The organism is Pseudomonas sp. OTU5201 (assembly GCF_038440135.1).
GTDB lineage: Bacteria > Pseudomonadota > Gammaproteobacteria > Pseudomonadales > Pseudomonadaceae > Metapseudomonas > Metapseudomonas resinovorans.
Window position 1 is genome coordinate 1 of the sequence record NZ_JASATC010000095.1, and the last position, 848, is coordinate 848.

Below are 848 nucleotides of genomic sequence, written 5' to 3' on the forward strand. Positions count from 1 at the left end.
TGCCTCGCGGACTTCATCGTCCGAGCCGGCCTGCACGTCGCCAACCACAGTGATGTTCGACAGGTCGATGGTCAGGGTCGTAGTGCTGAAGTCACCATCGGCGTCGACGATGGTGTAGGTGAAGGTATCCACCGCACCCGCCTGGCCCAGAGCATTGGCGTGGCTGGTATAGGTGTAACTGCCGTCGGCATGCAGCACCAGAGTGCCCAGGCCGGTATCGATTGGCACGCCCACGCCGCCAGCGACCGGTGTCGAAACATCGCTACCGGTACGCACGCCCACCACGCCGGTAGCCGATGAGGGTCGGCCATCGGCACCGAACACGTCCGCTACCGATCCCAAGCCTGCACCACTGACCACGTTTCCGCTGACGCTGCTGCCTTCACTGACCGATGCACCATCAGCCTTCGCCTGCGGCAGATCGTCGACGATCTCGATGGTCACCGTGGCCGAGGCATTGGCCAGGCCATCGCCCACATTAATAAGGAAGCCGTCCGTCTCCGGACCAGCGGCATCGGTGGTGGCTTCGGTCAGGGTGTAGCTGAAGCTGTAAGTGCCGTTGCTGTAACCAGTGATCAGCACGGTGCCATGGTCGGTAGTGAAGCTCTGCCCCACCAGGCTGGCAAAGCCGCTGGTGGTCAGGTCAACGTTGAGGCTGCCGACGCTCAGGGTCTTCAGGTTGGCCAGGCCGTCGGAGTCGGCGACGGTGAAGCTGCCGGTGGTGACCGTGCTGCCGTCACCCGCGCTGCTACCGCCCGCCAGGCCCTTCTCGAAGACCTGGGCCAGCTCGCCCTCGGCACCCGGGCTGCTGACCTCGACGGTGGGGATGTCGTTGCTGCCGGTGATGC

At 64.6% G+C, this 848-nt stretch carries 1 protein-coding gene; it reads right to left on the reverse strand.

Annotated elements, in window-relative coordinates; translation table 11 throughout:
- Nucleotides 1–848 (reverse strand): Ig-like domain-containing protein (locus AAHM40_RS27000; protein WP_342247438.1); only part of this gene is annotated, 848 nt, incomplete at both ends.